We start from the raw sequence: 20,128 nt of genomic DNA on the forward strand, positions 1-20,128 counted from the left end.
TTGGCGTATGTCGTGACTGTGCGGGTTCTCTATATATCACATCGTATGTCGGTGTAGAAACATCAAGGCGAAAACTTTGAAACACGCCCACGAGGATTGGACTTGCCATCATGGCTCGAATTACGCAATTAAAGCCTGGATCGTCGAAAAGGGCTTCTGCCAGTATGAGTGACCGGGAGAGTAATGGCATGGATGCCACAGTGAAAAAAATGTCGCCTGAAACGTCCCGCCCCAGCCGCGAGGAAGCCGAAAACGCTGTGCGCACATTGCTGCGCTGGGCTGGTGACGATCCAAGCCGGGAAGGCTTGCTCGACACGCCAAAGCGTGTGGCCAAAGCTTATGGCGAACTGTTCGGTGGCTATAATGTCAATGTCGAGGACGTGCTGGGCACGACATTCGAAGAGGTTGGCGGCTATAACGACATCGTGCTCGTGCGAGACATCCCGTTTTTCTCTCATTGCGAGCATCACATGCTACCGGTAATCGGCAAGGCGCATGTCGCCTATCTGCCGAATGGCCGGGTCCTGGGCCTGTCGAAAATCGCCCGCGTCGTTGATCTCTTCGCCCGCCGCCTGCAAACCCAGGAAACCATGACGGCACAGATTGCCGATTCTCTCGTTCAGTATCTTCAGCCACGCGGCGTTGCGGTCATGGTTGATGCAGAACATATGTGCATGGCAATGCGCGGCATTCAGAAATCCGGCTCCACGACACTGACCACCACCTTTACCGGCGAGTTCAAAACCGATGTCCCTCAGCAGGTGCGGTTCATGACAATGGTCCAAAACCGCTGATCATCTCAGCGCTTGCTGCGAGACAGTTTTGATGGAATACAATAACGCACCGTGTCGCCACGGTGCGTTATTTTTTGCCTTTGTATTGGATAGACGGCATGATCAGCTTTGCAGCCCCTTCGACCGACAAGACCATTCTGGAAGGCGCTGGTGTGTTGACGCCGAAATTTGACGCCCATGGCTTGTTGACCGCCGTTGTGACCGATAACCGCGATGGCGAGTTGCTGATGGTTGCCCATATGAATGCCGAGGCCCTGGCGCTGACCATCGAAACCGGCCTTGCCCATTATTACAGCCGCTCGCGCAAAAGCCTCTGGAAAAAGGGCGAAAGCTCCGGCAACATGCAGAGCGTCAAGGAAATTCGCGTCGATTGCGATCAGGATGCGATTTGGCTGAAGGTCGAGGTGGCTGGCCATGACGCCACTTGCCATACCGGTCGCAGATCCTGTTTTTACCGCTCCGTTCAGCTTGCCGATGGCGAGGCGAAAATGGTGATTACTGACGACCACAGGCATTTCGATCCTTCGCAGGTTTATGCCGGCAAGGACCAAAAATAGACATTTGCTATTTTAAACATCAAAAAGTCTTTACAGAAACGCTTTGGTAAACAAGGCGGCGCAGACTACCCCGGAAATACCGCATTTGAAGGCAGAGTAAATCTGCTGCATGCTCTCAAAACAGAGTTGGTGGACATGTAAATGCGGGCGGGCGTTACGACGTCGACGGGCACTTGAAGCATGCCGTACATGGCAACGCCGTGCATCGGACGTGATGCACCACTGTATGGTTTCTGACCTGAGCCAACGGCGGCTTTATGCAATGCAGTTGGGGACTGTTCGGTCGAAAGGGTGTTCTGGAAATGTTGAACTGGAATTTAAGAGGTCAAGGGGCCGGTCGGTCCGCAAAGCCAGGAAACCCATCGGGCGGAAGCACTGTCGCCGAATTGCCGCCGCCGGTGGTCAAGCCTAAGATTGCACTTGCCCTTGGCGGCGGTGCTGCCCGTGGCTGGTCACATATCGGTGTGTTGCGCGCGCTGGACGAGGCTGGCATCGAAGTCGGCATGGTAGCGGGAACCTCTATTGGCGCGCTGGTCGGCGGCTGCTATCTGGCGGGAAAGCTGGATGAACTGGAGCAATTTGCGAGATCCCTGACCGTCCGGCGCATCGCGGCGCTTCTTGATCTGACCATTGGCGGCGGCGGCCTGTTGGGCGGCATGCGCCTGACGAAACGCATGCAGGAACATCTGGAAGGCCTGACCATCGAAGATCTGCCGCAGCCCTTCGTGGCGGTTGCCTCCGAACTGACAAGCGGCCATGAAGTCTGGATCGATGGCGGCAATCTTGTCACTGCGCTTCGCGCTTCCTATGCATTGCCCGGTATTTTCGAGCCGGTGCGTTGCAACAACCGGACGCTGGTCGATGGCGCATTGGTCAATCCCGTCCCAGTGTCGGTCTGCCGCTCATACGAGCAGCCGCTGGTGGTGGCGGTTAACCTCCACTACGATCTTTATGGTCGCTCCGCCGTGGTCAAGCACAAGGTCGGCCCAATTGGCCCGGATACCGGCGCGGTAAAGCAGCCGAATCGACTGGGGCTGACAGGCGTGATGGTGCAATCCTTTAACATCATTCAGGACCGGATTTCCCGCGCCCGGCTTGCAGGCGATCCGCCCGATCTGGCGCTGCATCCGCGTGTCAACGATATCGGCCTATCGGAATTCCACCGCGCTGGTGAATGCATTGCACGCGGCTATGAAGAAACCATCGCCCGCATCGCTGAAATCCGCCGGATGCAGGAAGCTGTGATGCGATAAAGCATAGGACCAAAACGTGGAAACCGGTTTGCGGTCCGAATCTGTCGGGTGGCATTCTCTCCACTCACATAAAAAAGCCTGCCCGGACGAACCAGGCAGACCAAATATTCACGCGGAAAACTGGCGCTTTATCGCGGAATGTTCGCACCAAAAACCAGGAACGACACCAGCATTATCCGGCGATATAGGCCTTGATATGCTCGGCCTCCAGCTCCACCTCACGGATGCGTTGCTTGACCACGTCACCGATCGAGACGATACCAATCAGCTTGCCGCCGTCTTCCACCGGTACGTGACGGAAGCGTTTGCTGCTCATCATTTCCATCAACTGGTTGACGGTGGTCTCTTCGCTACAGCGAAACACATTGGCGGTCATGGCTTTGGATACCGGCAAGGACAGAGCCTCGACGCCGCCTTTGCCGATGGCTGACGCCAGATCGCGCTCCGTGAAAATCCCGACGATCCGGCTTTCCATGCCGACAACCACCACCGCGCCGATCTTATTGTGATGCAAGACCTTGGCGGCCTCGGCCAGACTGACCGTCGGGCCGACCGTAATGACATCACGACCTTTTTCGCTGAGAATATTCCTTACTGTCACAGACATATGCACCTCCTCCTGGCAAATCTCCGGGCATGCAGGATTGGGTGTCTATCCTCCTCCTGGATCGACGCCCCCTGATCAGGAATGCTGCCTGCATTTACCGAAGAACGCAACCAATTGGATGCATCAGCGCAGCTTTTTTTAAATGTCCGACGATTTTTTCCCAATGGGGCGGCGGTCAAACAGCGCAAACCCCAGAAAACCTAGGGTGAAGCCACCGAGATGCGCATCCCAGGCGATGGCAGCGCCCGGATCGCCCACCAGCGGAATCCCAAATGCGATAATCAGATTGCCAGCTAGAAACATCACAATGAAGACAAGCACAGTGCGCTCGGACAGGCTGGCCAGCACGCTCAACCGGGGTGGAAATGCATCCTGTTCACGCAACCGCAGGCCGGAGCGTCCGGGGCCGAAGGCAAACCGGCAGGCAGCTCCCATCAGGCCAGAAATGACGCCGGAAGCGCCGATCAGCAGGCTTGCGTCCCCCCAGTTCAGGCAGACATGCGCAACAGCGCCAGCGGCTGACGTCGCCAGCCAGAACAACCAGAACCGCACTGCCCCAATACGGCGCCAGACCGGCGTGCCGAAGGCTGCGAGCCATAGGCCATTGAAGCCGAGATGCTCGATACTGCCATGCAGCAGTGAATAGGTGAAGGGTGTCCACAGCCAGGCCAGATCCTGGTTGGAAAAATCATAGACATAACGCACCGGCGAAAAGCCGAATTCCACCATGATCCAATTGGAGATTTCATCAGACAGAATCCAGCCGGTCAGGGCATAGATCATTACCAGCAGCATCAGCGCGAGAAGAATGCCGCCCGGCATGTTGAACACCGGTTCGCGTCCACTGGTCGCCGGATCGAGTCCCTCGTCCAGCGGGTCGTCCCCATCTTCAGGCTCGCGGTCCCATTGCCCCTTCGGCCTGTCGTCCATGCATCTCTATTCCTTGTGACCCGTAAGCATCAGCATATAGCGAGAGATCAGCAAAAGGAAATGCAGGAGATCGTCGCTGTCAGAAAACTGTTGCACACAGACCTTAAGCAATCGCCAGCAAGACGGCTTCAGTTCACTAGAACGACAATTGACACGGGAAATTCACAGCTATTAATCTACCACCTTGACGAATAACATCCGCGCTGCGCGCGCATCTGCGAAAGCCCAGAAAACAAAGCCAGAAAACTCGGCAGATCAGCAGCAAGCTCTCGTTATCGCAGGGTTTCCAAAGCCCCAAGAGCCAAAGCCCCAAGAGAAAGGCCATACATGAAAAAACTCTCTTCAATCGCCGCTTTCGCGGCTGCCCTTTCACTTGCAACAGCGCTGACGCCAGCCTTCGCCGATGGCCTCACCCTGCCCCCAGTTCCAGCCGGTGTCGGCCACGCCGATAGCGCGCCGCCACCGGCAGGCGTTATGGCCTATGTGGATACCGGCGCCACCAACCAGCGCGGCGATGCCTGCCATGCGACACCGCAAACCAATGCCGGTGTGCGGGTTCTGTCCGGTTTCCTGGAGCTTTGGACACCTCGCACGCCCTTTGTCGATGCCGATCAGGAAGCACCGGCCAAGGATGGCTGCCCGGCGATTGCCAAATCGGACTGGAGCGGCATTCCCGGCAGCCCAACCGATGGGGTCAAAAAGCTCCCGCACTTGCATGAGCAAAATATCGCCTATTCCATCCAGGTCACCGGCGAACATACGCCGGAACGCGATCTGGCCGCCTATCTGGACGACCGGCGGGGCAAGAATGTCAGCATTACCGATGGTCTTGGTCCCCTGGCCGATGCCTGGCGCCAGGGCGTGCGGCAAACAACGACCATCACCGGCATGCCTGCTGACGCGACAACCGTCAAATATGACGATAAGGGCAATAATCGCGGTGTCGGCTCCAAGGACAATACCGATCTCGGCAAGGCCGTCGATCTGATCGAGGCGGGCAGCGCCGATGGTTCAACTGAGCCTGCCAAGCGCTATTACAAATATGCCCGTCCCTACCGCGCCAGCGACAAGGTGCGGATCGTGCCGCAACTGGAACTGGCCAAGAGCGACAAACCGGCCTCCGATGGCGGCTTCCCCTCCGGCCATACCGCCGAAGGCTGGCGCGATGCGCTGGTGATGGCCTATCTGGTGCCGCAGCGTTACCAGGAAATGTTGACCCGTGCCGCCATGCTGGGCGAAAACCGCATTCGCGCCGGCATGCACCAAACCTTCGACGTGCTGGGTGGGCGGGTGTTGGCCACTGCCATCGTCGCCTATAATCTCAACCGCCCGGATTATACGCCACTGCGCAGTGAAGCCTATCAGCAGAGCCAGACCTGGCTGATGAAGCAAACCGGTGCAAAAGACGGCCAAGCGCTGCTGGCGGTGGCCCATGCTCTTCCGAAATCGACGGATGCCTATGCCGATTACGCCTGGAACAAGCAATTTTTCGAACCACGCCTGACCTATGGCTACAAGCAGATCGGCGATCCATCCTTGGCGCCCAGCGTGCCCAAGGGTGCCGAAGTGCTGCTGGAAACCCGCCTGCCCTATCTAAGTGCCGATCAGCGCCGGGTCGTCTTGAAAACCACGGAACTGGCCTCCGGCTATCCAATCATCAGTGATCCGGAAGGCTGGGGCCGTCTCGACCTGTTCCGGGCCGCCGATGGCTACGGAGCCTTCGACGGCGATGTTACCCTTGTGATGGACGCTACCAAAGGTGGATTCAACGCCGACGACACGTGGAAAAACCCGATTTCCGGCAAAGGCAAGCTGACCAAGCAGGGCAGCGGCACACTGACGCTGTCGGCAAAGAACAGCTGGACCGGCGGCACGGTGATCGAGGACGGTCGTCTTGTTGCGCAATCACCGACCGCCTTTGGCAAGGGCGACGTGTATCTTGCTGGCGGCACGATGGATATCGCCGCCGCGCCTCTGACCGTGACCGGCTCCCTGACACTGCGCAAGGATGCGACCATGGAAATCGCCTCCAGCAAATCCAAGAAAGTGCCAAGCCTTGTGGTCAGCAAGACGCTGTTTATCGACGGCGGAAAACTGGTGGTCAAACCCGACGGTCAATGGAAAGCCGGACAGACCATCAAGCTGATCACCGCTGCCAGAATTGCTGGCAAATTCGGTACCGTTGAAGTTGATGGCCATAAGGTCAAGCCTGTTTATGGCAAGAAAACCATCTCCCTGCGCATCGAAGGATAAGCCCAATAGCCGGTAGCCTGTCAGGTTCGGATAGAAACAGGCAGGCTACCGTTTCCTTTGTTTTCGCTTGCCTTTTCGAGAAGACCGTTTCATTTATCTCAAGTTATATCTTTAGCTTTAGCCCTGAAGATCTGTGGACAGATCGGTGAAGAGCAAAACACTCTGTTAACGCATAGCGCCTAATATTTCAGGCGACTCAAAGCGTTGAAGACTCGTTGCATGTATTCCTATAATCAGGCTCCCAATAGCGGTTCAGCACGCCCCCCGGTTCAGCGGGCGTTTCAGCGCGTCTCCGTGAGTCTTGAGGGTCGGCTGATGGTGCCGAGCGAGGATGAATATGTCTGCCTGACGGTGGATATGTCGCCGGGCGACGTCCGGGTGATCTGCGCTGCCCGCCCCGTGCCGGGCGAAAGGATCATTGCCTATATCGACCATATCGGCCGCATCGAAGGCACCGTGATCAAGACCACCGATGATGGCTTTGTCATCAGCATTGTTGCAACGGAGCGCAAACGCGAAAAGCTTGCTGCTCAATTGACCTGGATTGCCAACAAGCACGAACTGGGCCTGCCGGAAGATCGCCGTCACGACCGACTGACACCCAAGCAACCGCGCACCGAACTGGTCTTTGATGACGGACGTAAATATAGCTGCCGGATCATGGACCTGTCCCTTTCCGGTGCGGCGATCGATATCGATATTCGCCCACCTCTTGGCACTGCGGTGCGCCTGGGCAGCATGCGCGGCCGCGTCGTGCGCCACTTCCTTGAAGGCGTTGCCATCGAGTTCACCACCCTGCAATCCCGCGAGGCCCTGACAGAGTTTCTGTAGGACCCGTCAGGTTCATATTAAGCCGCACCGCCGCTTGATAGTGGCTGTCTTTTCGCGACATCGGGTTTCACTTCGCCCTGGCAGTTTCGAGCATGCGCAGAGGATAGCGCCCTCGGCTTTCTGTTGCCTCCCAAATCTCCTGCGTCATCTCGCTCATCCAGCCAAGGCGAAAACCGCTGTATATTTTCCAGCCTTATGCCTGATCCCAATCCCGTTCACCCATCATTCACCAAAACCCATGCATTTTTGGAGGAATTCGCGTATTTCCTGCGGTTTTTTGGCGACAAATCCCTTTTTGGGTCCACTCGACATCAACCTCCACTTAAACTCGCGGGACAATGATGCGCCCTTTCGGGACAACACGCCACACTTTTCCTGGCGTGCCTTTCTATAATTTTTTAATATTTTCAAATAGATAACAATCCTGTTTGCAATGCAGTCATAGTCATTCGCACCCGCCCGCCTTGTCAATTCCCATAGAAAACAGGAGTAAATTGCCTAAAATTTTATTTTAATTTTATACTTATTTTCCTCGATTTTGTACTTATTCCTACCTTCCAATTTTGCCAGACGGCAAAGTATCACTGTCATTGTACTCCCATAACGGGGAGACACCCAATGACGAACAAGAAGACGACAACAGGTTTCGCCATCATCGCCGCTATCGTGGCAATCGCCAGCGCACAAGCGGCTTTTGCCGGCCAGCCTTCGATGAAAATCAATGGCAGAGCCAGCCAGCCGATAGGCCATTACGAGTTCTGCCAGCGTTACGCCAGCGAATGCCGTCCCTCCGGCAGCGACAGAGGTCCGCAACAGCTGACGCCCGCGCTCTGGCAAGACATTCTTGCCGTGAACTACACCGTCAACACCACGATCAAGCCGGAAACCGATATGGATCTTTACGGTGTCGAGGAATGGTGGGAATACCCAACCGTTGCCGGCGACTGCGAAGATTACGCCCTGCTCAAGCGCCGTCAGTTGATTGCGAAAGGCGTAGACGAATCCAACCTGCTGATAACCGTGGTGCTGCAACCGAATGGCGATGGCCATGCCGTGTTGACCGTCCGCACCGATCGCGGTGATTTCATCCTCGACAACATGCGCAACCAGGTACAGCTCTGGTCGGATACGGAATATACATTCCTGAAACGCCAGTCCTCCGACAATCCGGGGCAATGGATGAAGATCCAGGATGGGCGCGCCGCAACGGTTGCCGCCCTTCCGAAAAACTGACTGCCAAGGCGAGGACGCGACCGCATCCACGACGTCTGGCAGATATTGGCCCCGGTCGTCCCCGCATCTCCGTCCGACCAAGGCCAAGAGCCGGCTCCGCTGCCACGGAGCCGGCTCACTTTTTTGGATATTGCAGGCGGGCGCAAGGGCGCCATTAACGCGCCATTAACCATGCCCTGACCATGCTTCTACGTGCGACTCGGGTCCCGTCTTCAGGTTGTTGGCCAGTGCCTCACCCATGATGACGTGGAAGGGTTGTACAGCCAAGAGAAGGCCAGTCAAAGCATGGACCACGCCGTCAAGTTACCCACAACCAACATTGAGAAGCCCCTGATTTCCACCAGGGCGCTGACGGTTTGTTTTGTGGGTCTCGCCCTTCTCCTGATCTTTTCCCTGGCGCTGTTTCTCGGCAGCGACTGGATTGGCCGGGCGTTGACAAGCGATCGGCGCAGCGAGAGCACGACACCACGGGCGATCACCATTGGCCTTGATCATCTGCGCATTGAAGACAACGCCATAAGGTTCCAACGCCAGCGCCACGATGGCGCTCTAGCCCGCGTGGATCTGGCCCTGACATGGCCGGAAATGCGCGGCTATAGTCAGGTTGACCGGCTTCGTTTCGACGACATCAGACAATCGAATGAATTGATTTTCCTCCAGATTTCCCAGAGCACCATGTCACGCGACATGTCCGGCCGGATCGAGCCGATCTACAAGCAATTGTTCGAAGGAGCGCCGCAGCCAGGCCCCTTTGGCCTGACCGGTCACCGCTTTCGGGCGGGCAGCGGCTATGACGGGGAAATTCTTTACACAGCCCCACGGCCGGGTCGCCCAGACTTCGCCATCCGTTGCCTTTCCCTCGATCAAGCCGGGCTGCAACAGGACGGCCCCGCCGTCGACACCTGCCAACGCGATCTCAACGCCGGTCACGATCTCAGTGTACTTTACCGGTTCTCACGCCAGAAATTGGCCGACTGGAGGCAAATTGATACCGCGGTCGAAGCATTCGTCGCTTCCCGGCTGACCGTGAAGAGTGAGTAGATCCGAACCTTGTCCAGACTTGGCGCAGATTTTTATGGGCATTGGCAAAATTTTAGAAAAATGCAGCAGGGACCGGCAACCTGTTGTTCATCATAAACCACTTGGTAACGCTGTGGTGTTAGCGTCAGGAAATATGTCGCTGCGGGGCGGCCAAAGCAGGAATTCATACGCATAGCACCAGATCGGGGATGTCGCCCCGACCCTATGCGTGATCAGGGCTGGAATTCAGGAAAGAGTGCAGTGGTGAATATGCGAGTTGCTAGCCTCCTTGGTCGAAACATGATTGTTCGGCCTGTCATGCGTGTCTCTCTCACCGTGGCTCTGGTCTGTGCCACGTTGGTGGCTCCGGCTCCCGAGGCTGCGGCTGCATCGCGCTATGCCGACATTGTCGTGGATGTGAATAACGGCAAGGTTTTGCGCGCCACCGATGCTGACAGCCTGCGTTATCCGGCATCGCTCACCAAGATGATGACCCTGTATCTGGTTTTCGAAGCGCTGGAGAAGGGCCGTATCCGGTTGAATTCCTCTGTTCCCGTGTCGGCCCATGCTGCCTCCGAGCCACCATCCAAGCTTGGCCTTAGGCCCGGCGGCAGCTTTACCGTAGAGCAAGGCATTCAGGCCCTCGTCACCCGCTCCGCCAATGACGCGGCCACTGCGTTCGGCGAATATCTCGGTGGCTCCGAGGCCCGATTTGCCCAGATGATGACATCCAAGGCGCGCGCACTTGGCATGTCCCGCACCACCTATCGCAATGCAAATGGCCTGCCGAACTCCGGCCAGATGACCACGGCCCGCGATCAGGCGCGGCTGGGCATGGCGCTCAGACAGCATTTTCCGCAATATTACGCTTACTTTTCCACCCGCAGCTTCACCTATGGTCGCCAGGTAATCGGTAATCACAATCGCCTCATCGGCTCGGTGCGCGGCGTGGACGGGATCAAGACCGGCTTTACCAATGCCTCCGGCTTCAACCTTGTGACATCCCTGCAGATCGATGGTAAATCCGTGGTTGGCGTGGTGCTGGGCGGTGCCTCAGGTGCAGCACGCGACAACCAGATGCGGAAGCTGATGGCAACCTATCTGCCGGAAGCCTCCCGTCGTGGTGGCGCAAGTCCGCTTATTGCCCGCCAAAGCACCGTGCCGGAGCCGATGGCGCCTGTTGCCCGCGAAACCGCCGTTGCACCGCAATTGCCTCAATCCGGTGTGCCCGTACCCGGCGGACGCTACGACACAGGTAGCCTAAGCGAAACAGCTTATGCCGGTGGAGGAGGCGCCAATGATGCGGTTGCCGCCCTTGCGAAGCAAGCGGAGGCAAGCCAGGCCCTGGAAACAGAATCGGCTCCCATGCCGCAGACCCGCAAAAGTGCGTCGCGCCATTCCAAATCATCTGGCCCCAAACCGCCAGCCGATGTCGACAACACAGTCACGTTCTCCACCAAGGCCCCAACTGCGGCACCTTCGGGCTGGACCGTCCAGATCGGTGTTTCGGATAGCCAGGAAGCTGCGATGGACCTGCTGAAAAGCGCCCGTGCCAAGAGCGGTATTTCCCTCAAGGGTGCGCGACCTTTCGCCATGGCCTATGGCGAAGGAGCATCTCAGGTCTATCGCGCCCGGTTTGTCGGCTTCGATGATCAGAAGTCTGCGGTCAATGCCTGCAATCGCTTGAAAAAGGCTGGCGTCAGCTGCTGGGCCGCAATGCAGTAATCACTCTGTCTTACCGAGGCCTGCGCAGGTGTTTGCGCAAGGTTCGGTCAGATCACCTCGAAATGTAATGCGTACGAGGATGTCATCATGGCAAGCAATGAAAACCACCTGAACACCGGCCAGGTCGTGGACCAGGCAACGGATCACGCGGTTGGCAGTGATCCGGCATTTCGCTTCAACCCGCGCGCTGGCCTCAATCCGCTGCATGAGGCGGCGATCCGGCTGGCCGATGGCATCAACAAGCCGCGTGCCAAGACGCGGGACCTGATGAACCTCCTCCTCTGCCACGGCGCGCGTGCGTGGCGCTATTCTCAGCCGGAAGCGAGTATTCACCTGCATCTGGACCCGCATTCCCGTCGGGTACCGGTAAAGCTAAGGTTGCGGTAAAAACCATAGGCCCCGAACGAGCAAGTTTGAGCAGACCGCATGTCCGCTGTCTCGGCGAACATGACCAAGAATTAATCCAATCTCACTCGCTGGTGAATTGGATTTGAACGGATTAAGCGCGAGGATCTCCTTCACCGGCTAACGAGTTTTTCTCGCCGGTTTTGTTCCTGGAGGAGTGAACCCATGTCTCGTATTGCCATGTCTCGCATTTCCAAAATTTCTCTTGCCGCCATTCTCGCAACCGCCGCCATGACTGGAATCAGCCATGCAGCCATGTCTGCCGCTGACAGGGCGCTGGCAACAGATCACAATCCCCGCTTCATGATCAGCACGCCGGATGAAATCGAAAAGCACGACACATTTCAGGATTTTCTCGGATCTCTGACGCCAACCAGCCCTGAGGCTCGCGAAGTCCAGGCCGCCATTCGCGAAAACCCGGTTCTGCGCAGGCAATTATTGTCGCAGAATGTTGAGCTCAAAAATGTGATTTACGCTGACGAAGCATCCGATGGCAGCTTCGTGCTCTATGTCCGCTGACATACCCGCCATGACAGGGGCCGGGCATATGCGCCCGGCCCAAAATATCATTACCATTAACCAGCAGATAAGCACGCCCTCCACGGGTTCAAAGCCCTTGCTTTTCTAAGGCCGATCCCGAAAGATCAGTGGCAGATCGATAAAAGGACCTGCAACCATGCCACTTTACGCCCTCGGGGATCTGAAACCGCACCTGCCTTCCGCCGACCGTTACTGGGTCGCGCCCAATGCGCAGGTCATCGGCAATGTGATCATCGGCGAGGATGTTGGCATATGGTTCGGTGCGGTGCTGCGGGGCGATAATGAGCCAATCACCATTGGCGCAGGCTCCAATGTGCAGGAAAACGTCACCATTCACACCGATATGGGCTTTCCGACAACCATCGGCCAAGGCTGCACAATCGGCCATAATGCCATCATTCACGGCTGCACTCTGGGCAATAACACGCTGGTGGGCATGGGGGCGACCGTGCTGAACGGTGCCAGGATCGGCAATAACTGCCTTATCGGTGCCAATGCGCTGATTACCGAGGGCAAGGAATTTCCCGACAACTCCCTGATTGTCGGCTCACCAGCCCGCGCCATACGCACTCTCGATGACAAGGCGGTGGAAGGCCTGAAGCGCTCCGCGCAAAACTACATCGCCAACTGGCAACGGTTTGCTAGAGACTGTCAGGTTCATATTGAACCAGACAGTCTCTAGATTCCTTTGTTTTCGTTTGTCATATCGGGAAAACCGGTTTCCACTTTTCCCTGACAAACTCTAGTGAACTGAAACCGCTCTGAAGGCGTGATTTCAGACGAGGCACTCTGCACAGACGCCGCGAATTTCGATTGTGGTTTTCTCGGCCTTGAAACCCTGGCCCTTCGACCAGTCTCCCAGCCGATGGTCGATGGAGTGATCGTGAAACTCCTTGACCTGCCCGCATTTGCTACAGATTGCGAAGGCCACGGTTCCATGGTCACAGCAATCATGCTGGAGGTGGGAGCAGACGACAAAGGCGTTAAGGCTTTCCAGCCGATGCACAAGGCCGAATTCCAGCAGCTTTTCCAGGGCGCGATATACCTGTAGCGGCGCGCGGAAACCACTATCGCGCAGCTTGTCGAGGATCGTATAGGCCGAAAGCGGGCCATCTGCCTTTTCGAGCGCCTGAAAGACCAGGCTTTGATTGCGGGTCAATTGCGGTGTGGACATCGAACGATCATCCTTTCTTCACGACAGCCGTTGAAAAACGGCGTATCGGCAGCAAGCTGAGAATAAACAGGACAAGGGCGGCCACCACGATGGACGGGCCAGAGGGCGTGTCATAGGTCAGTGAGCCAAACAGGCCGCCAACCACGGCAACCGCACCGATGACAGACGCCAGAACCGCCATGATTTCCGGCGTCATGGAAAACCGCCGGGCGGTGGCAGCCGGAATGATCAGCAGCGCGGTGATCAGCAGAATGCCGACGACTTTCATGGCAATGGCAATCACCACGGCCATCAGCAGCATGAAGATCAGCCTGGCCCGCGCTGGTCTCAAGCCTTCCGCCTCGGCGACGTCCTCGTTGACGGTGGCCGCCAGCAAGGGCCGCCACAACAGACAAAGGCACAGGATGACGCCGACCCCGCCAATCCAAACCGTGGCGATATCCTGCGGCGTCACGGCCAGAATATCCCCGAATAAATAAGCCATCAAATCGACCCGCACCCAGGTCATGAAGGCCACCAGAACAAGGCCAATCGCCAGCGTCGCGTGGCTGAGAATACCCAGCAGCGCATCGGCGGAAAGCCCGCGCCGGTTCTGCAATAACAACAGCAGCAGCGATACAATCGCAGCGACCAGAAACACGCTGAGCGTCAGATTGACGGAAAACAGCAGTGACAGCGCCACGCCCAACAACGAAGAATGTGCCATCGTATCCCCGAAATAGGCCATGCGCCGCCAGATGACGAAACACCCGAGCGGCCCAACCGTCAGCGCCAACCCGACACCCGCCAGCAATGCCCGAACGAAGAAATCATCCATCATGACGATCACCCCTCCCCGAAGTCACCGACGGCCCTTCGCCGTGGTGGTGATGATCGTGGTGGTTCTCTTCAAGCTCAAGCGAATCCTCATGATGATGATGGCGCTCCTCACCCCGGCCATGATGATGGCCGTCATCAGGATGGCAGTGATCTGTCACCGACCCATCGAGGTGCTGGACCCGGCCATCCGGCAGATGCGTGTGGTCATGGCGGTGATTATAGACCGCAAGCGTGCGCGCCGCAGCAGCCCCGAACAGCCGCTGATATTCCGGGCTTTGGCTGACGACATCCGGTGTGCCACGGCAGCAGATATGGCCGTTCAGGCAGACGACAATATCGGTCTCTGCCATCACCATATGCAGATCATGGGAAATCAGCAGCACACCGCAACCGGTCTTGTGCCTGATATCGGCGATCAATTCGTAAAGGGCGATTTCACCGGCAAAATCCACACCCTGCACCGGCTCATCCAGCACCAGCAGGTCCGGCTTGCGGGCAAGAGCGCGCGCCAGCAGCGCCCGCTGGAACTCGCCACCGGACAGATGCTGGACTTCGGCGCGTAGCAGATGGGCAATGCCGACAGCCTCTAAAGCAGCCTCAATTTCCGCCTTGGAGAGCTTGACGGTCAGGGTCATCAGCCGGTCAACTGTGAGCGGCATGGTCCAGTCGATGCTCAGTTTTTGCGGCACATAACCAACCGTAAACGCCCGCTCGCGCACCACCTCACCCTCGTCGGGCTTCAGCACGCCAAGCGCCATTTTCGCTGTCGTCGATTTTCCCGATCCGTTTGGACCGATCAGGGTGACAAGTTCGCCTTTGCGGATCGAAAGCTCAACGCCGCGCACCAGCCAGCGTGCGCCGCGCCTGATGCCGGCATTGCGCAGTGTCACCAATGGCTTTTCACCCAGCACCTTCAACACGGATACCGAAACTCCACAGATTGAGTGTTGCAACCGGCTATGACACACGTTATAGCGTTACGCAATCAATGTAATAACATTGCATATGCGATACAAGGAAGCATCCTTGCTTTCACTTAGATAAATTGGAGACCGCCTTGCCTGTGAAGACAATGCCCTTGCTCAGCCTTATCCCCATGCTTCTGCTCGCGCCCGGCATGGCCGACGCCGCCCCTGATGTGGTCGCCTCGATCAAGCCAGTCAATTCCATCGTCGCCGCGATCATGAAGGGTGCTGGCACGCCACATCTTCTGGTGGAAGGCGCAGGCTCCCCGCATGATTATAGCCTGAAGCCCTCCAAGGCCAAAGCACTGCAACAGGCCGATCTGATATTCTGGGTCGGGCCGGGGCTGGAAACCTTTCTCGACAAGCCGTTGGATGCGCTGGCAGGCAAGGCCAAAGTGGTGGCGCTGGCAGAGGCCAAGGGCGTGGAACTGCTGCCCTTGCGCGAGGGTGGGCCTTTCGAAGCCCATGACGATGGCGATGCGCACGAAGCCGGGCATGGACATGACCACGATAAAAACCACGGGCATGATCATGAAGACGAGCATGGCGCCCATGACATGCATATCTGGCTCGACCCTGATAATGCCAAGGCGATGGCCGCAGCCATAGCCGACGCCTTGAGCAACGAGGACAAGCCCAATGCAGCACTTTATGCCGAAAATCTTGCCCGCTTCCAGGCGCAGGTGGATACCATGGATAAGCAGATTGCCGCCATGCTGGCCCCGGTCAAGGACAAGCCCTTCATCGTCTTTCATGACGCCTATCAATATTTTGAGCACCGCTACCATGTGACGGTTGCCGGTTCCGTCACAGTCAGCCCGGAAACGGCTCCTGGGGCCGAACGAGTGGCCGCCATCCACGCCAAGGTCAAATCCCTGGACGCGGCCTGCATTTTTGCCGAGCCGCAATTTGCGCCGAAATTGATCAAGGTAGTGTCGGAAGGCAGCAATGCCCGCACCGGCACGCTCGACCCGCTTGGCACAGGGCTGGCCGATGGCCCTGACCTTTATCCCGCCCTGATGACGGACCTGGCAACCGCTATGACGACCTGCCTGAATGGCTGACAGACGCTACAACCAAAAAGGCGAGCGCCCTGCTCGCCTTTTTCAGAACCATCAATGTAATGTTATTACATTAAGGAGTTGAGGATGGACAACAAGCTTCCCGTGACTGTGCTGTCCGGCTTTCTCGGTGCCGGCAAAACCACGGTTCTCAATCATATTCTTGGCAACCGGGCCGGGCTGAAGGTCGCGGTGATTGTCAATGACATGAGCGAGGTGAATATCGATGCCGCCCTGGTGCGTGATGGCGGTGCCAATCTGTCGCGCACCGACGAGCAATTGGTGGAAATGAGCAATGGCTGCATCTGCTGCACCCTGCGCGAAGACCTGCTGACGGAAGTGCGGCAACTGGCCGATTCAGGCCGGTTCGACTATCTGCTGATCGAGGCGACCGGCATTGCCGAACCACTGCCAATTGCCAGCACGTTTGAGTTTCGTGACGAAGACGGCAACAGCCTCTCCGACATCGCGCGGCTGGATACGATGGTAACGGTGGTCGATGCCGCCAACCTGTTGCGTGATTACAGTTCAAGCGACTTCCTCTCCGACCGGGGCGAAACGGCGGGCGAAGACGATAACCGCACGCTCGTTGACCTTCTGGTCGAACAGATCGAGTTTGCCGATGTGGTCGTCCTCAACAAGGCCGAAACCGCAGGACCTGCCCGGCTGGATGCAGCCCGCAAGATCATCGTCGGCCTCAACCCGGATGCGCGGATCATTGAGACCGATTTCGGCCAGATCGAACCGAAGGACGTGCTGGGAACCGGGCGGTTCGACCTTGGCCGGGCGGAAACCCATCCTCTGTGGTTCAAGGAATTGCACGGCTTTAAGGACCATGTGCCTGAAACGGAAGAATATGGCATTCGCAGCTTTGTCTATCGCGCCCGCCGTCCCTTCGCTCCACTGAAATTCCAGGATTTCATTGACAGCGACTGGCCGGGCGTAATCCGCGCCAAGGGCTTTTTCTGGCTGGCCACCCGGCCACATCATGTTGGAGAACTGAGCCAGGCCGGACCGATGGTGCGCACCGGGCGCATGGGCCTGTGGTGGGCCTCTGTACCCAAGCAACAATGGCCGCAGGACAAGGGCTTTCTCAATGCCATGAAACCCTATCTCGACCCGATCTGGAGTGATCGACGCCAGGAACTCGTATTTATCGGCGCAGATCCCATGGATGAAGCCGAAATCCGCGTCCGGCTGGACGCTTGTCTGGTGCCTGCGGATCGCTTCACGCCCGGTGCTTGGCGCGACATGCAGGACCCGTTCCCCAACTGGGCGCCGCCGCAATTTGCGGAGGCTTGAGCCTGCTTCGGACTAGAGTCTGTCAGGTTCAGATTGAACCAGACAGACTCTAGCTTCTCTTATTTTCGTTTGTCTTTTCGGGAAAACCGGATTCCACTTTTCCCTGACAAACTCTAAATGAAGTAGCGCATCTTGAGCGGCAGAAGCGCTGCACCAATGACTGCTGCATCTCCCTTCACTTCGCTGAGCACCAGTCGGGCCTCCTTTGGCCCGACGCCGTAACGATGAACCCGCTGCGAGGGCATCGGGCATCTTTCGATCATCATCGCGCCCAGTGCTGGCGGCAATTGGCCGCCGAAAACGATGGCCTGCGGATCGATCACGGCGATCAATACCGCCACCAGCCGCTCGACCTGTGGCATGGTTGCTTCCAGCCAAGCCTCCACGCCTGGCCAACCTGGATCGAATGTCCGGTAAAGGGTATCGACGGAATCAATCTCGATGCCGTGGTCTTGAAGGCTCCGAAGCAAATATTGCAGGGCTGGACGCCGAGGTGCCTCGGTCGGGTCGTAAATCCCTGATAATTCAGCGGCATTGCCATGGAATCCGTAAAACGGCTGACCATTGAGGATCAGTCCGCCACCGAAACCATAGTTGAACGACAGATAGGCAAAGGTCTGGCACCATCGCCCCACACCTTGCAAGCTTTCGCCGATAGCACCTGTGGTCCCATTGTTCTCCTGCCAGACGGGAAGCTGAAACGTCTGTTCAAGGATCGGGCGAAGATCCGTCAGCGACCAGTCCTGCAAGGGTTCCGGCGCATTGAATATCCGGTCATCGGCAACAGAAAAGCCCGACATGGCAAATCCCAGCCCCAGCAGCCGCTCGCGCGGCAGATTATGGGCCTCAAGCATCTCATCCAGGGTCCGTGACAAGGCAGCAAGGGTGGCCTCACGGCTGAGCGGCAAGAGATTGAGTTTCTTCTGGCTAATCACGCCGCAGCTGAAATCCGCGAGGCAGATAATCGCCGAATCGGTGTTGATCGATATGCCCAGCGACGCCACGGACTCCACCGCAAGCTCGATGGTCGGGCTCGGCTGGCCGCGTGCGCCCTTCAGCGGCGCGCCGGTGCGCAGCAAACCGCGCTCGATCAGCCCCTCAATCAACCGATGCACCGATTGCTGCGTCAGGTTGGTGTGGGTGGTGATCACTGAGCGGGCAATGGGTCCGTGGCGGCGGACGATGTCCAGAATCAGACGTTCGTTCTCGCTGGCAAGCGGGTTTCTGTCAAAGCGAGAGGGCTGTTTGGCTTGGGTCGTCATGGTTGAACATCTATCCGGCGTCTCGCGGTCAGGCAATCGCAACTCGACTGCGGAACCAAATTTCGTGGCCTGTCACAAATATTACACCCAAAGTGTATTACTACATCTGCAATTGATCCAGCTCTGATGGAGACCCCAATGCAGATGAAATTCCTGGCCATCGCGGCCCTGACGCTCGCGGCTTCTGTCGCTCCGTGTTTGAGCGCCGAAACCAATATGAAAAATCTTGATTTCGATCTCTCCAAGGTCACAAGGGAGAATTTCTACGACATCGTCGTTCCCGCCGCCAAAGCCGAGGGAGCGGTGACCATGTATAATTTTGCTGGCAGCTTCGCTGGCACCTGGAAAAAGCTGACCGACAGTTTCACCGCCAAGTACGGCATCAAGGTCGTCTATAGCGACGTCAACGGCGATCAGGCCAACCAGCAGCTGATTGCCGTTCAGACGTCAGGGCAGGATGCGCCCGTCGATGCTTATTTCGCTGGCGGCGGCAGCTATCCGCTACTCTCGGCCAAAGGTGTCATCGGTAAAATTCCACTGACGCAAATCCTGCCGAACATGGCAACCTATGATCCGGTCCTGGCGCAGACATTGTTCGGACGCCAGCATGGCGGCACTTTTCCACTGGTGCATCTCAACCAAACGGCAATCGGCTATGACAGCGCCTTCGTCAAACCGAATGAGGTTCCCAAGAGTTTCGACGAACTGCTGGCCTGGGCGGAAAACCATCCCAAGCGCCTGGGCGTCACCTTGCCAGCCAAGGGCGGATCGGGTGGAGGCTTCATCTATTCCGTGGCGCTCAATTATCTGACTGGCGATTGCCGCACAGCCCTGACCGACTACAGCAAAACGCTTCAACAAGCTGAAGACTGGGCAATGACCTCCGAATGCCTGACACCTGTCTGGGACTATTACCGCCGCCTGCTGAAGGCTGCGGAACTGACCAATGGCAATGCCGATACGCTGAACCTGATCAACAACCAGCAGCTCTATATGGGGACGGTCTGGGAAGATCAGGTGATGAGCTTTCTCGGCAACAAGCAATTGCCCGAAACCTTCCGTCTGACGCTGCTGGAAAAGGGACAGGTCGGTTCCGGTGACGCGATGTTCGTCCCGGCCAATGCCAAGCATGTCGCCGCCGCCCTGCTGCTGATCGATATGGCCATGAGCAAGGAATTCCAGACCTTCAAGCTGGAAACCAAGGCATCGCGCTCGCCGCGCACCGATATCACCAACGATCTGATCCCGGCTGCCCTACAGGATCATGTTCTGCCGAAAAGTGTCTATCCCCGCCTGTCGGTTCCAGCCTTCTGGGACATGTCAACCGCCCTTGCCGAAGCGCTCGATGAGAAAGTCCTGAACCAGTAATGCTGGAAAAGCCTGATACACGACGAACA

20 protein-coding genes are annotated in these 20,128 nt (G+C 57.4%); 14 read left to right on the top strand and 6 right to left on the bottom strand.

The window, feature by feature from the left end:
- Positions 1 to 188 precede the first annotated feature (188 nt).
- From folE to H1Y61_RS11065, 3 genes are all read left to right on the top strand, one after another.
- Positions 189 to 794 carry a GTP cyclohydrolase I FolE gene (gene folE, locus H1Y61_RS11055; RefSeq protein WP_015916000.1) on the top strand — a complete coding sequence of 202 codons (606 nt, stop codon included), beginning with the start codon at positions 189 to 191 and terminating at the stop codon, positions 792 to 794.
- A 98-nt stretch (positions 795 to 892) separates the two neighbouring features.
- On the top strand, positions 893 to 1,351 hold the full coding sequence (gene hisI / locus H1Y61_RS11060) for a phosphoribosyl-AMP cyclohydrolase (RefSeq protein WP_180572634.1): 459 nt from the start codon (positions 893 to 895) through the stop codon (positions 1,349 to 1,351).
- A gap of 302 nt (positions 1,352 to 1,653) precedes the next feature.
- Positions 1,654 to 2,604, top strand: a complete 951-nt coding sequence (locus H1Y61_RS11065; RefSeq protein ID WP_071206657.1) for a patatin-like phospholipase family protein — start codon at positions 1,654 to 1,656, stop codon at positions 2,602 to 2,604.
- A gap of 172 nt (positions 2,605 to 2,776) precedes the next feature.
- On the opposite strand, the gene H1Y61_RS11070 is transcribed toward H1Y61_RS11065, so the two are convergent.
- Together H1Y61_RS11070 and H1Y61_RS11075 are read right to left on the bottom strand one after the other, a co-directional pair.
- Positions 2,777 to 3,211: a CBS domain-containing protein gene (locus tag H1Y61_RS11070; protein WP_070164678.1), complete on the bottom strand. Its 435-nt coding sequence runs from the start codon at positions 3,209 to 3,211 to the stop codon at positions 2,777 to 2,779.
- Positions 3,212 to 3,349: 138 nt separating this feature from the next.
- Positions 3,350 to 4,141, bottom strand: coding sequence for a rhomboid family intramembrane serine protease (locus H1Y61_RS11075; RefSeq protein ID WP_180572635.1), 792 nt, complete (start codon positions 4,139 to 4,141; stop codon positions 3,350 to 3,352).
- Positions 4,142 to 4,468: 327 nt separating this feature from the next.
- Here H1Y61_RS11075 and H1Y61_RS11080 point away from each other — a divergent pair, with 327 nt between their 5' ends.
- From H1Y61_RS11080 to H1Y61_RS11115, 8 genes are all read left to right on the top strand, one after another.
- Positions 4,469 to 6,394, top strand: a complete 1,926-nt coding sequence (locus H1Y61_RS11080; protein WP_180572636.1) for an acid phosphatase — start codon at positions 4,469 to 4,471, stop codon at positions 6,392 to 6,394.
- 219 nt (positions 6,395 to 6,613) lie between these two features.
- Positions 6,614 to 7,225, top strand: a complete 612-nt coding sequence (locus H1Y61_RS11085; RefSeq protein WP_015915994.1) for a PilZ domain-containing protein — start codon at positions 6,614 to 6,616, stop codon at positions 7,223 to 7,225.
- 618 nt (positions 7,226 to 7,843) lie between these two features.
- Complete coding sequence (locus H1Y61_RS11090; RefSeq protein WP_180572637.1) at positions 7,844 to 8,458, top strand: transglutaminase-like cysteine peptidase; 615 nt, start codon at positions 7,844 to 7,846, stop codon at positions 8,456 to 8,458.
- Between the two features lie 285 nt (positions 8,459 to 8,743).
- Positions 8,744 to 9,499 carry a hypothetical protein gene (locus H1Y61_RS11095; RefSeq protein WP_180572638.1) on the top strand — a complete coding sequence of 252 codons (756 nt, stop codon included), beginning with the start codon at positions 8,744 to 8,746 and terminating at the stop codon, positions 9,497 to 9,499.
- A gap of 279 nt (positions 9,500 to 9,778) precedes the next feature.
- Positions 9,779 to 11,203, top strand: coding sequence for a D-alanyl-D-alanine carboxypeptidase (locus tag H1Y61_RS11100; RefSeq protein WP_234894365.1), 1,425 nt, complete (start codon positions 9,779 to 9,781; stop codon positions 11,201 to 11,203).
- Between the two features lie 87 nt (positions 11,204 to 11,290).
- Positions 11,291 to 11,590 (top strand): hypothetical protein, encoded by a 300-nt coding sequence (locus H1Y61_RS11105; RefSeq protein ID WP_235680699.1) that lies wholly within the window; start codon positions 11,291 to 11,293, stop codon positions 11,588 to 11,590.
- 183 nt (positions 11,591 to 11,773) lie between these two features.
- Complete coding sequence (locus tag H1Y61_RS11110) at positions 11,774 to 12,127, top strand: hypothetical protein (protein ID WP_180572639.1); 354 nt, start codon at positions 11,774 to 11,776, stop codon at positions 12,125 to 12,127.
- Positions 12,128 to 12,284: 157 nt separating this feature from the next.
- The gene (locus tag H1Y61_RS11115) at positions 12,285 to 12,830 is read left to right on the top strand and encodes a gamma carbonic anhydrase family protein (protein WP_071206662.1); all 546 of its coding nucleotides are present in this window, start codon (positions 12,285 to 12,287) and stop codon (positions 12,828 to 12,830) included.
- A 93-nt stretch (positions 12,831 to 12,923) separates the two neighbouring features.
- On the opposite strand, the gene H1Y61_RS11120 is transcribed toward H1Y61_RS11115, so the two are convergent.
- The 3 genes from H1Y61_RS11120 to H1Y61_RS11130 are packed head-to-tail and all read right to left on the bottom strand — an operon-like array spanning position 12,924 to position 15,052.
- Entirely contained in the window at positions 12,924 to 13,322 is a 399-nt protein-coding gene (locus tag H1Y61_RS11120; RefSeq protein WP_041696564.1) for a Fur family transcriptional regulator, read from the bottom strand.
- 7 nt (positions 13,323 to 13,329) lie between these two features.
- Positions 13,330 to 14,142 carry a zinc ABC transporter permease subunit ZnuB gene (gene znuB / locus H1Y61_RS11125; RefSeq protein ID WP_180572640.1) on the bottom strand — a complete coding sequence of 271 codons (813 nt, stop codon included), beginning with the start codon at positions 14,140 to 14,142 and terminating at the stop codon, positions 13,330 to 13,332.
- Positions 14,132 to 15,052 carry an ATP-binding cassette domain-containing protein gene (locus H1Y61_RS11130; protein WP_180574486.1) on the bottom strand — a complete coding sequence of 307 codons (921 nt, stop codon included), beginning with the start codon at positions 15,050 to 15,052 and terminating at the stop codon, positions 14,132 to 14,134. The genes znuB and H1Y61_RS11130 overlap by 11 nt, the downstream gene beginning before the upstream one ends.
- A 185-nt stretch (positions 15,053 to 15,237) precedes the next feature.
- On the opposite strand from H1Y61_RS11130, the gene znuA reads away from it, so the two are divergent.
- The gene (gene znuA, locus H1Y61_RS11135; RefSeq protein WP_322790783.1) at positions 15,238 to 16,170 is read left to right on the top strand and encodes a zinc ABC transporter substrate-binding protein ZnuA; all 933 of its coding nucleotides are present in this window, start codon (positions 15,238 to 15,240) and stop codon (positions 16,168 to 16,170) included.
- Positions 16,171 to 16,254: 84 nt separating this feature from the next.
- Positions 16,255 to 17,469: a GTP-binding protein gene (locus tag H1Y61_RS11140; RefSeq protein ID WP_180572641.1), complete on the top strand. Its 1,215-nt coding sequence runs from the start codon at positions 16,255 to 16,257 to the stop codon at positions 17,467 to 17,469.
- Positions 17,470 to 17,582: 113 nt separating this feature from the next.
- Here the strand turns inward: H1Y61_RS11140 and H1Y61_RS11145 are convergent, their stop codons facing one another.
- Positions 17,583 to 18,731 (bottom strand): ROK family transcriptional regulator, encoded by a 1,149-nt coding sequence (locus H1Y61_RS11145; protein ID WP_180572642.1) that lies wholly within the window; start codon positions 18,729 to 18,731, stop codon positions 17,583 to 17,585.
- Positions 18,732 to 18,869: 138 nt separating this feature from the next.
- On the opposite strand from H1Y61_RS11145, the gene H1Y61_RS11150 reads away from it, so the two are divergent.
- The gene (locus H1Y61_RS11150; RefSeq protein ID WP_180572643.1) at positions 18,870 to 20,099 is read left to right on the top strand and encodes an extracellular solute-binding protein; all 1,230 of its coding nucleotides are present in this window, start codon (positions 18,870 to 18,872) and stop codon (positions 20,097 to 20,099) included.
- Positions 20,100 to 20,128: the final 29 nt, after the last annotated feature.

This window comes from Agrobacterium vitis (genome assembly GCF_013426735.1).
GTDB lineage: Bacteria > Pseudomonadota > Alphaproteobacteria > Rhizobiales > Rhizobiaceae > Allorhizobium > Allorhizobium vitis_D.

What these genes read in the sequence shown, in the direction of transcription:
- H1Y61_RS11085 (WP_015915994.1), top strand. Translation starts at nt 6,614, where the DNA reads ATGTATTCCTATAATCAGGCTCCCAATAGCGGTTCAGCACGCCCCCCG.
- hisI (WP_180572634.1), top strand. Translation starts at nt 893, where the DNA reads ATGATCAGCTTTGCAGCCCCTTCGACCGACAAGACCATTCTGGAAGGC.
- H1Y61_RS11100 (WP_234894365.1), top strand. Translation starts at nt 9,779, where the DNA reads ATGATTGTTCGGCCTGTCATGCGTGTCTCTCTCACCGTGGCTCTGGTC.
- H1Y61_RS11105 (WP_235680699.1), top strand. Translation starts at nt 11,291, where the DNA reads ATGGCAAGCAATGAAAACCACCTGAACACCGGCCAGGTCGTGGACCAG.
- znuB (WP_180572640.1), bottom strand. Translation starts at nt 14,142, where the DNA reads ATGATGGATGATTTCTTCGTTCGGGCATTGCTGGCGGGTGTCGGGTTG.
- H1Y61_RS11095 (WP_180572638.1), top strand. Translation starts at nt 8,744, where the DNA reads ATGGACCACGCCGTCAAGTTACCCACAACCAACATTGAGAAGCCCCTG.
- H1Y61_RS11090 (WP_180572637.1), top strand. Translation starts at nt 7,844, where the DNA reads ATGACGAACAAGAAGACGACAACAGGTTTCGCCATCATCGCCGCTATC.
- H1Y61_RS11145 (WP_180572642.1), bottom strand. Translation starts at nt 18,731, where the DNA reads ATGACGACCCAAGCCAAACAGCCCTCTCGCTTTGACAGAAACCCGCTT.
- H1Y61_RS11140 (WP_180572641.1), top strand. Translation starts at nt 16,255, where the DNA reads ATGGACAACAAGCTTCCCGTGACTGTGCTGTCCGGCTTTCTCGGTGCC.
- folE (WP_015916000.1), top strand. Translation starts at nt 189, where the DNA reads ATGGATGCCACAGTGAAAAAAATGTCGCCTGAAACGTCCCGCCCCAGC.
- znuA (WP_322790783.1), top strand. Translation starts at nt 15,238, where the DNA reads ATGCTTCTGCTCGCGCCCGGCATGGCCGACGCCGCCCCTGATGTGGTC.
- H1Y61_RS11115 (WP_071206662.1), top strand. Translation starts at nt 12,285, where the DNA reads ATGCCACTTTACGCCCTCGGGGATCTGAAACCGCACCTGCCTTCCGCC.
- H1Y61_RS11075 (WP_180572635.1), bottom strand. Translation starts at nt 4,141, where the DNA reads ATGGACGACAGGCCGAAGGGGCAATGGGACCGCGAGCCTGAAGATGGG.
- H1Y61_RS11065 (WP_071206657.1), top strand. Translation starts at nt 1,654, where the DNA reads ATGTTGAACTGGAATTTAAGAGGTCAAGGGGCCGGTCGGTCCGCAAAG.
- H1Y61_RS11120 (WP_041696564.1), bottom strand. Translation starts at nt 13,322, where the DNA reads ATGTCCACACCGCAATTGACCCGCAATCAAAGCCTGGTCTTTCAGGCG.
- H1Y61_RS11150 (WP_180572643.1), top strand. Translation starts at nt 18,870, where the DNA reads ATGCAGATGAAATTCCTGGCCATCGCGGCCCTGACGCTCGCGGCTTCT.
- H1Y61_RS11110 (WP_180572639.1), top strand. Translation starts at nt 11,774, where the DNA reads ATGTCTCGTATTGCCATGTCTCGCATTTCCAAAATTTCTCTTGCCGCC.
- H1Y61_RS11070 (WP_070164678.1), bottom strand. Translation starts at nt 3,211, where the DNA reads ATGTCTGTGACAGTAAGGAATATTCTCAGCGAAAAAGGTCGTGATGTC.
- H1Y61_RS11080 (WP_180572636.1), top strand. Translation starts at nt 4,469, where the DNA reads ATGAAAAAACTCTCTTCAATCGCCGCTTTCGCGGCTGCCCTTTCACTT.